The 10,240-nt window shown below is 49.5% G+C and carries 9 protein-coding genes; 5 read left to right on the plus strand and 4 right to left on the minus strand.

All coding sequences use genetic code 11. The features are described 5' to 3' along the window. The first annotated feature begins 188 nt into the window (after nt 1-188). On the plus strand, nt 189-584 hold the full coding sequence (locus ACYVJM_RS19795) for a hypothetical protein (protein WP_461149954.1): 396 nt from the start codon (nt 189-191) through the stop codon (nt 582-584). Between the two features lie 93 nt (nt 585-677). Here the strand turns inward: ACYVJM_RS19795 and ACYVJM_RS19800 are convergent, their stop codons facing one another. From ACYVJM_RS19800 to ACYVJM_RS19815, 4 genes are all read right to left on the minus strand, one after another. Further along, nucleotides 678-1,703, minus strand: coding sequence for a DUF6807 domain-containing protein (locus ACYVJM_RS19800; RefSeq protein WP_461149955.1), 1,026 nt, complete (start codon nt 1,701-1,703; stop codon nt 678-680). Nucleotides 1,704-1,830: 127 nt separating this feature from the next. After that, nucleotides 1,831-2,448: a hypothetical protein gene (locus ACYVJM_RS19805; protein WP_461149956.1), complete on the minus strand. Its 618-nt coding sequence runs from the start codon at nt 2,446-2,448 to the stop codon at nt 1,831-1,833. A 54-nt stretch (nt 2,449-2,502) separates the two neighbouring features. Beyond that, the gene (locus ACYVJM_RS19810; RefSeq protein ID WP_461149957.1) at nt 2,503-4,413 is read right to left on the minus strand and encodes a DUF3857 domain-containing transglutaminase family protein; all 1,911 of its coding nucleotides are present in this window, start codon (nt 4,411-4,413) and stop codon (nt 2,503-2,505) included. A 7-nt stretch (nt 4,414-4,420) separates the two neighbouring features. Beyond that, complete coding sequence (locus ACYVJM_RS19815) at nt 4,421-6,457, minus strand: transglutaminase domain-containing protein (RefSeq protein ID WP_461149958.1); 2,037 nt, start codon at nt 6,455-6,457, stop codon at nt 4,421-4,423. A 350-nt stretch (nt 6,458-6,807) separates the two neighbouring features. Here ACYVJM_RS19815 and aat point away from each other — a divergent pair, with 350 nt between their 5' ends. The 4 genes from aat to ACYVJM_RS19835 all read left to right on the plus strand — a co-directional run. After that, complete coding sequence (aat, locus tag ACYVJM_RS19820; RefSeq protein WP_461149959.1) at nt 6,808-7,416, plus strand: leucyl/phenylalanyl-tRNA--protein transferase; 609 nt, start codon at nt 6,808-6,810, stop codon at nt 7,414-7,416. Nucleotides 7,417-7,521: 105 nt separating this feature from the next. Next, entirely contained in the window at nt 7,522-8,556 is a 1,035-nt protein-coding gene (gene proB, locus ACYVJM_RS19825) for a glutamate 5-kinase (RefSeq protein WP_461149960.1), read from the plus strand. A gap of 2 nt (nt 8,557-8,558) precedes the next feature. Then, on the plus strand, nt 8,559-9,809 hold the full coding sequence (locus tag ACYVJM_RS19830; protein WP_461149961.1) for a glutamate-5-semialdehyde dehydrogenase: 1,251 nt from the start codon (nt 8,559-8,561) through the stop codon (nt 9,807-9,809). A 138-nt stretch (nt 9,810-9,947) separates the two neighbouring features. Further along, nucleotides 9,948-10,240, plus strand: a 293-nt coding sequence (locus tag ACYVJM_RS19835; protein WP_461149962.1) for a hypothetical protein, incomplete at its 3' end; no start/stop codon positions are given.

Genomic DNA, 10,240 nt, shown 5'->3' on the forward strand with positions numbered 1-10,240 from the left:
ACCGGATAAGGCCATCCGGCAACTTGTTTTTTTCCTGAGTACCGGTTAAACCTACATGCCATAGCCCCATCTAAACATTGGCGCATGACTCAATAGGCCAAAAATAATTTTACCGAATAGCTTTTTAACCAATTAAGTTAATAGAGTTATTAGTATATTTGTCATAAACCGTATTTGTACAAATCGCCATGAAAACTGTAACGTATGACTCGCTTCAAGCTGAACATGCCTGGATGATTGTATCCGACCAACTTCAGCAGCGCAACAACATGTTGGCTAAAAGTATTTCGCACATGGAACGTAATCCGGGCGAATTACCCATGGCCAGTCGACTCATAATACTCCGATACCATCTTAAGATGAGCTTGCGCCTATTGACGCAGGAAGCACGGCAGCAAAAGCAAAGCCCTAAAACGGATAATGAGTTAGCGACTCAGTGGATGCACGTTCATCAGCTGTTTTTTCTGCTTCGGCAAATAGACAATGAACTAAGACGGGCTACCACCGAGAGCAACATGCTTCGGTCATGGATGGGGAAAACGGAAGGACGCGTCTACCGATCAGCACTTGTCCACCTAAACTAACAGTTTCGAATTTTTCATCAGAAAGCCCGTGAAAGTTGACTTTCACGGGCTTTCTTGTCCATTGGTGTTAACCTCCATCAACCGCTTAACCAGTTACTTTATCAACTGCTTCAGCGCAATGTCTGACAGGTCGCCCGATTGAATCAGCAGTTTATAATGGAACGTAACCGATTTACCAGCCCCCAGCGTATAATTCATGGCCGGCGCCTTGCCGTTTGTAAACACCGATGGCCCCAGTGGATTGGCAGCAAACAGCCCATAGCCCCGTGCGTGCCAGTAGGTTGGATAGCCAATGTTATTCGGATCGTCAGACAACACCACAGAAACGTTCTCATTATTGATGGTGCCGGTAAGTTTATTCCACTGAGCGCGTGTACCCCAAACGGCATCACCTTCTACGCCCTCGCTGGTGTGATATAAACCCGTTACACCCGCATTATCCAGAACCGGCACTTTAGTAGCTACTCCCTGGGCATCGGTAAATACCTCCGCTTTGGTAGATGGCTGTTCGAGCTGGCGAGCCATTCGTAAGGCAATCATCCCTTCTTTGTTATCCTTAAAAACAACGTCTTTATCCATGGCCTTGAGCGTTGTTGTACGGTCGATGATCCGATTATTGGTCCCGGCTTTAAACTGGAAAGTTGTCGTTTCCTGGAGCATCACCTTGTTATCTTTATCGAGCCAGTTAGCGGTCACAACGAGTTCGCCCTGCCCCTTTCCGCTTTTCATGGATTTTACGCCCGTATGAACAATCGTACCAAACGGCCCTTTGTGCTCCGGCCCTACATCAATCGAGTTATTCCAGAAATCATGTCCATTCACATCGCCGTAATTGAACCACATGCCCACGTGGTGCGGGTGGTCGATGCGCTCGCCGGGGCGGGGGTCCAATGGCCAGCCACGGGTTATGAAGTTCCCTCCGGCAGACAGAATCGGGTACAGAACCGGCTTTTTCAGTACAGCTGAACCGGGGTAAATATAAGCCGTGAAGGGTTTGCCATCTACCGTAACAGAAACCCGCTTCTGGGCTTCGTCGTGGGTGATACGAACTTGATTTGACTGAGCCTGAACCGATAACATCGAGCCAACAACCAGGCAGGAAAAAAGTAAATAGCGCATTGAATTAGAGGAGTTAATCAGCCGTGCAAGTACTGCTTTGTAGAGCGTAAAACAAATTGCCCCGACCTGAAAAAGCCGGGGCACGCTAAATGCTACTGAATACGCAGATAAGAAAAGCTATGTCAGACTAGTTTCCCAGCAAAATCTTATTCGTTACGTCCTGATCAATGGTAATGTATCCCGGATAGTTGACCTGCTTGCCCAGTAAATCCAGCGTCGGCTTGATTTTGATGGTCAACTTGGACGGTTGCGTTCCCGAGGCACCCGAGAGATTCTGAACCAATTGAGTGAACGCATCGCGGGTTTTGCTATCGGTGAGTAGTTGATACGCATTGGTAGTCAACCGAACGGGCACGCGGGTTTTGCCCCCACCCGGCTGAACTTCGATGCGCTGGTTTAGAAACCCGTTGAACAATTCCTGTCCGGCCAGCATAACGCGGTATTCCAGTTGGTTGATACCAGCCATTTTATTGGTTGGATTCGTAATATCAAGGTTGATTCGGGCATCAAGGGGGATGTTACGCGTAAGTAGTCCGGCCGCCAGTCGTGGAAAACGGGCAGGATTTAAATCCTCCAGCTTGCGCAACTGTCGAACGTCGATGCCTGCCAGGTAGATACTATCGGCCGAGGCTAGTGTATAGCGACAATTACCGAGGGTTTTAGCCTGCGATAGCTGACTATTGGAACTACATTGACTAAATAACAAAGGCAGTGCCAGCAGTAGGCAAAAAAGGCTTTTTTTCATGGTTGCTTTAATCGTTTTTACAATAAACGTTCGACAGGCCCGAAAAGATTTGGTTTAATTGCGTTTAACAAAAACCATCTGGGCCCGGTCTGCTTTAGCCACCTTTTTCCGAAAATCAATCCATTCGCTGTAGGCCGAAGCGGGAAAACGGCCCCGATGCATAGCTATATGACGGATGTAAGTTACCCGGTCACCATTGATCGTCAATTGTGCCTGGTATCTCCCGAACTTCGATTCCACCACCAAGGGCTCCAGGGTAAACTCAGGTGCGTAGCCTTGAGGAATCTGGTAAGTAACCGTGTCGCTATCCGAAAAATCGTAGTTGGGTCCCAGGTTTACCGCTGCCCTGCGGGCTTGCAATACCGGAGGAGCCGGCGAAAGCGCCGACATCAGGTTCAGGGTCAGGAACAGCCGTGTGCCACTTACAGTAGCACATTGACGAACAGCCAGGTTAAGTGTTTCTATAACAGCGGGAATAGGTCCCGGCTGTTCACTGAAGGCAAAGTTTGTTAGTTCGTAAGCCGGAATACGAATCCTTTTTAGCAGCCAGCTACGCTGATCTTCCAGATTCAGCTGATGGATCACGCTGGTATAATCGTCCTGCTGTAAACCGGTGTAGCGGGTCCGGACATTGGCCGTAGCATCGCCCCGTTCGGTAAGGGTAACGACAATCCGGCGCTGCTGAAGGTTATCGGCAGATTGATAGGCGGGTGTTTTGATCAGGTGGCTCCCATCGGGCAAGACGAGCAGTGCATGCCGACTGCCGGTGAAATCGCTGACATAACCGGCCGGGCCATGCCCACTGGTACATTCCAGAAAGAGGGTATCCCTATCATTGGGCACGCACAAAATGACGTGGTTAAATTGAAAGCCGGGAAAGTCGGTTAGAATATCGGGTTCATCGTCACCCGCCCAGACCAGTGCCGGGTAAGCAGGTATTCCCGCTACTTTCAGGAGTGCTTTTGTGTAGTTTGTCAGCGCTTTACAGTCTCCGTATTTACTAACTGCCACTTTATCAGCGCCTATTGTCTGCCAGCCGCCGATGCCTAACTGAATGCTGACATAACGGGTATGCTCCTGTAGATACTGATAGATTTTCCGCACCTTACCTATCGTAGAGGTCTCATTTCTCACTAGCTCAAGCACCCGCTGACGCAGGTCTTCGGGGAGCTGATCGCGTCCATCGTTTAGTTTGTAATAAAATTGCCCGACGTCACTCCAGGTTATCAGATGCCCTTTATAATCGTCTACGTCAAAATCGACGGGGGCCGTGTATACCATTGGAAGCTGCTCCCGGGCCGGTGGCGAGATGGGCTCCAGTTCAATTGCCGGTGCATTGGCCAGTTTCCAGCTATACAACATACCACCACCGGATGACGGGGCTGATCCACCCGCCAGCGGCAAATTCATTTCCTTATACCGCAACGCCAGCCCCTTAGGCATACTCACTGTAAACGTAGCCTGCTCCACCGACAGGTGTTCCTCATTCTGGGGTAACCAGGTCGGGTAAAACATCAGATTACGCTCATTCGTCTCAACGGTGAATTCAACGGTGTACGGATAAACAGGTTGTTTTGGGAAGGATGCCGACTTTAAGCGGTTATCGTCGAAAAGGTTATAATCGGTATAACTGCTGTAATCACCTATATCCGTTTTTTTTAGCTTTTTGATCAGCTTCCCGGAAGCGTCGTATAAAGACCCTTCCAAATTGGTCACTTTGGATAGTTTATTGTAGGCCACGGCCAATTTAGCATGGTCATCGCCCTGCTCATCCAGTACGGTTACAATACTATGTATACGCTGGGTAGCCTCCCCTGCCGACTTGACTGTAAAAAGCGTTTCATGACGACGAACGACCACATGAGCGTTTTCCCGCAACGCCGGGGAGATTGCCTCGGCCTGGTATTCGGTTTGAGCCAGTACCGGCTGACTCAACAGGAGCGGGAGCAAAAGTAATTTCTTCATGACTCTCCTATTTCTTTTCAGCGACTGTCACCCGTTTCAGAACGACCTGCTCAGCATGTTTGGCAACAATTTTACTGAACAGCTCCCGCAGGGGGCCATATTCACCGGCAAAATACTGCGTTCGGCGTAGCGAAATCCGACTTATAACCTGCAGGTTATCGCCATCTGCCACTACCTGGTACAGAAATCGTCCGCCATTCTCGGGCAATACCATCGACACCGCTTTGGGCATCTCCTCAACCTGAAACCCCTTGGGAATTGTATAGGTAGCCGAGAACGTCTCATCGATCAGCACCCCAAAGTCGACCGGGTAAAGCCGCTCCGATTCCCGAAACGGATTGACGCTGCGGCCCTCTGTCAGCATCGGGTGTAAATAGAGTCGATCGCCAGCTTTGGAGCAGGCTTCCGGAATAGTGACCGTATACTCTTCATTGAATATTCCACTCGTTACATCCGTTCCTGAAAAATCGGCTTTCTCGATCTGCCAGGAGCCATGTTCTTTCTGAACCCCCTCCAGGTACTTTGCTTTTCCCTGAGCAGCAAACCGCTTCCGGCTGCTCCAGGCACTATAACCACCGTGTGAGTGCGCCAGTGAGCCCGAGAGGTCACCATTACTGTCGATCACCAGTCTGGTGTTGTACACCTCAACATTACGTTCAGCCGGAAGTAATGAGATGAACCGCGCCTTTGTGGGATGAACAAGCCGCCCTGTACCATTCAGGCAATGGGACGGCAGCATGCCGGGAGGCAAATAAGGATCAGTAGCATCCAGCAAAACATCTTTACCCCCAACCGACACATGGGCAACTACATAATTGAATTTCTTAAGCAAGGCATACGACTCATTGATACGGCCATGCGAACGAGTGCTGAGGATGACCGGGTTTGCATCAATATCCATCTCCCGCAGCAGAGCAATTAACATTAAGTTGATGTCGCCGGCATCACCTTTTTTAGCATCAAAAACCTTTTTGATACTTCGCGACCAGTAAGATGCTTCGTCATTCCACTTAATCGACTGACGGATAAAGTTATACGCAGCCTTAATGCGGCTCAGCGTATCAGTCCCCTGCCCGGTGAGTACTTTAGCTGTTTCCCGCAGAAAACCGGCCCGGTTTATCTGCCCGCCAAAGTCAGGATCATCGAGCAGTGTTTTGTCCATAGCTTCCCAACCAACGGCAATGTTTTTACTAATGAAGCCCGTCACACTGGGTATCTGATAACTGGCCAGTTCAAATTCAATCTTCGCTATATAATCGTCGGCGGTTGTTATGTAAGCTTCATCCCGAAACGCCGGAACATCTTTCATCGCAAATCGATAGGCAGATGCTGACCCACCCATTTGCCCCGGAAATATATTAGTTGTTTTCGACTCCCGTTTGTTAACGGTCATCTCTATGTACCCACTCTGTAATACCTTGTAAAAGAAATAATCTGGAATTGTAATCCGGTATTCACTCCATTTAACGGGTATATCTTGCTGGAACCGCCATGTTTTAGGGTTATAACTCACACCAAACGGTGTACGAATCGTGTATTGGTAATCAATAATCGACCCTTCCCGAACGTTCGGGAGCGTGTATTTCTCTATCCATAACTGATCGGTTGCCTTTTCCGTAAAATGCCCCGTTTTGGTCAACCGATCAATGGAAACACCCTCTTTGGTAAGGTTGTACGTATACCCATCAAAATCATGCACAAACTCGTGCTGCCCCGCATTACCACGCCGGGTCAATAACGCAATCGTGGCCCGATCGTAAGCTGATTTTTTACGGATTTGAATCCGCACGTGGAATCTGCTCACCATCCACAAGTCACTGCTGGAATTTTCGAAGGTTACTTCGCCATAATCGTAAAGCACGATGGCTTCGGCGGTAGAATCGGCCGAAGAGATTGAAAACTGGTCGGGAGAAATCTTGCCGAATTTGACGACAGGAGCCGGATCGGACTCTTTATTAGATTGGGCCAGGCCAACTGACAGGCCAAAGCAAAGGCAAAGAATCATCGGCAATGGGAATTGCCGGTAAGCCAAGAAAGAAAGCATGGTGGATAGACGCGTTTGTATCAGAAAGCAATATATTTATTTATCTAGGCAAGACAAAAGTCCGTTCAGACAAGTCTGACAATTAAGTCGTATTACAGTATCGGTATACAACGTATTAACGTTTACAAATATATGTAAATATACTTAAACTAAATTATCTATAGCCCGTACAATTGGCGTATGGTTTTTCAACTGGGAATCCAACTGGCCCGGAAATAACCAAAAGCCTATAGTTCTGCTTCTGAGCGAAGTTCTTATAAACAGACTGCTACGTTCCACTTTCCTGATTTGGGCTCTGTAAAATAGTGGTTGAATACCTTATATTTGTTGTTCTACACGCATACGAGTTCATGGAGAAGCTAACCGCCGACGACCTTGTTTACGGCTACATTAACGGTATTTTCCCAATGGCCGATGCCGACGGTACACTTTACTGGTACGCGCCGGACCCGCGTGCCATTATCCCCATCGATACCTACAAACCCGCTAAATCACTCCGCCCGGTCCTTAATCGCAACCAGTTTGAGGTTCGCATCAACACCGCATTCAATGAAGTAATGCGCAATTGCTCCATTCCCCGTTCGGACGATGACAGCGTCTGGATTTCGGAAGAAATCATAAATGCCTATACAGAATTACATCACATGGGCCTCGCACACAGCGTTGAAACGTATATAGATAACAGGCTGGTTGGTGGTCTGTACGGGGTAGCTTTGGGGTCTGCTTTTTTTGGTGAGTCGATGTTCAACCGAGTTAGTAATGCCTCGAAAGTAGCGTTTCATAATTTGATTCTCATTCTTCGCCAGCAGCACTACAGCTTGCTCGATACGCAGTTTATCAACGACAATGTACGTCGATATGGGGCCATTGAAATTCCAAAGGCCGATTACCTCAAGCAGCTAAAAGCGGCCCTTCGTCAGAAAGCCCGCTTTACGGATCTTGTGCGGGAGAAGGTGTAGCGGTTAAGTGGAACCTACCTCCGAAGCACTCAGCTCATGATTTAGTCGTCATAAACGATACGTCAAAAACCAGATGCCAAAACGGGAAACCCGTATCTTTACGGCATGACTAAGCCCGTTCTTGTACTCAAATTCGGTACCGCTTCCATCACCAAACCCAACGGTGAGCCGAATGAGCCGGTTATGGTGGACATTGCCCGCCAGGTAGCTGCCCTGCATTCACACTTTCGCATTGTGCTGGTATCATCTGGTGCAGTAGGCGCCGGCAAATCCTTGATTCGGGAATATCGGGGAGACATTACCCAGCGTAAAGCCGCTGCAGCCGTAGGTAACCTGCTCTTACTTAATCAATATTCCCGTTTTTTCTCGATATATGGCGTCTCGATTGCCCAAAGCCTGTGCGAACGTCATCACTTTGCTAACCGTGATCAATTTCTCCAGTTAAAGCAAACGTATGAAGAACTTTGGGCCAACGACCTGATTCCCATTGCCAATGAGAATGACGTTGTAAGCAACCGCGAACTAAAATTTTCGGATAATGACGAGCTCGCTACGCTCATTGCCGTTGGCTTTGGTGCCGAAGCCCTAATGCTCTGCACGTCTGTTGGTGGATTGCTGGATGCCGATGGCACAATTATCAGGGAGGTAAACGACTTCGACGAGCGCATATTCGGCGTTGTGCGGACGGACAAATCTTCGCTGGGACTGGGCGGAATGGCCTCCAAATTAACCTTTGCCAAACTGGCTACCCGCATGGGCATACGGGTCATCATCTTTGGATTAAGCGAGCCAGATAGTATTAGCCGCGCCCTGAACCACGAGGTCGGAACTGAATTCACGCCACAAAGTACCGCCCTTTCGGCCCGAAACCGATGGCTCGGTTCGGGCAGTCTGGCAGCCGGGCGAATACAAATTGACGCGGGCGCCGTTCGGGCACTGCAACAACGACGAAGCTTACTGGCCGTTGGTATCCGAAGTGTAACGGGCGAATTTGCTACGGGCGAAATGGTTGAGATTCTGGACGACGAACAGAAAACGATAGCCGTTGCCCGCGCCCGGATCTCGTCCGAAACGCTGACCCAACAGCTTAATCAGCAAAATGTGGAGGTCGCCAATGCGAATGATATTGTACTTTTGTAATCATGACACCAATTACGCCCCTCCTTCAGGCTACTCAGCAAGCTGCAGCAGCCGTCCGGCGGCTCAGCCCCGCTCAGAAAACCGATCTGCTAAATCGGCTGGCCGATGTACTGGCTAACCATACCGCAACTATCGTGGCCGAGAACCAGAAGGATCTTGACCGCATGGACGCGACAGACCCTAAATACGACCGGCTGAAACTAACCGAAAGTCGGGTTGCTGACCTGTCTAAAAGTTTACGCGAAGTAGCCGTATTACCCGATCCGGCGGGTGAGGTCATTCTGGAGCGAACCATTGAGCAGGGGCTGAAACTCAAAAAGATTGCTGTTCCGCTGGGTGTAGTAGGTGTCATCTACGAAGCACGACCCAATGTAACTGTCGATGTAGCCTCGCTTTGTCTTCGATCGGGCAATGCGTGTGTCCTGAAAGGCGGCAAAGAAGCCGACTCCTCCAATCGCTGCCTGATTGGCCTCATTCAGGGGGTATTGGTTGAGTTTGGCGTACCCAAAGCCGCCGTGACCCTGCTCCCCCCCGACCGGGCCGTGGTCAATGAATTACTCACCGCCACCCGGTACGTAGACATTATTATTCCCCGCGGGTCGGAGTCGCTGATTCAGTTTGTTCGTAAGAACTCACTGGTGCCAACCATTGAAACCGGTGCCGGTGTGTGCCATGCCTATGTCGAGGAAACAGCTGATCTGGACAAAGCTGCCGCCATTGTGGTAAATGCCCGCGTTTCGCGCCCGTCGGTCTGCAACTCCCTCGACTGCGTATTAGTCGACGAAGCCATTGCCGACCGTTTTCTGCCCCTGCTTACCGCCGATTTCAACAAATGGAACGTGGAAGTTTTCGCGGATGAAACCTCGTACACTATTTTCGAGAAAGCCGGTTACACAAACCTGCAACACGCCCGTCCGGAAGATTTTGGTCGTGAGTTTCTGGACTATAAATGTGCCGTTAAAGTGGTAGCCGGACTGGACGAAGCCCTCTCCCACATTCAAACGTACTCATCGCGCCATTCCGAAGCCATTTTATCGAAGAACCAATCGTTTATCGATCAGTTCCTGCGCGAAGTCGACGCGGCTGCCGTATACGCCAACGCATCGACGCGCTTCACGGATGGGGGCGTATTCGGGCTGGGTGCCGAGATTGGCATTTCGACCCAGAAACTCCACGCCCGAGGGCCTTTCGCTCTGGAAAAGCTGGTGACGGAAAAATGGATTGTTGTGGGCGACGGGCAAGTCCGATGGTAGTTATCAGTACCCCTACCTCACGTTATCAAAACAAAGTTTAGGGGTTTGGCCACAAAATTCCCGGTGTATACCATATCTGTTTGTAAAAAGTATGGTACAGACGTTCTTTTGGCTTATTCATTAAAAGAACGTCTGTCTATGAAATGCTGCTTTTTACTTATTCTGTTAAGCACCCACCCCGCCTGGAGCCAGCCAGCCGACTCCACAGAAACAGTCGATTTACCAGTTAAAAGCAATTTTAGATCCAGCACCATGGTGGAGTTTGGTTGTGGTTATGCCTATACCTGGTTGCCCAACATGCGTGCGTGGCTGTTGCACAACTCTGCTTCCAACATCGATTTTTCAGCGGCTGAATTGGCGAATGAGATTTTCTACCATTGTCTACCCTGCTTAGTTGAGAAAAAGCACGCCAAAGCCCAGAAAAGTGTCCC

It is taken from the genome of Spirosoma pulveris (assembly GCF_054781875.1).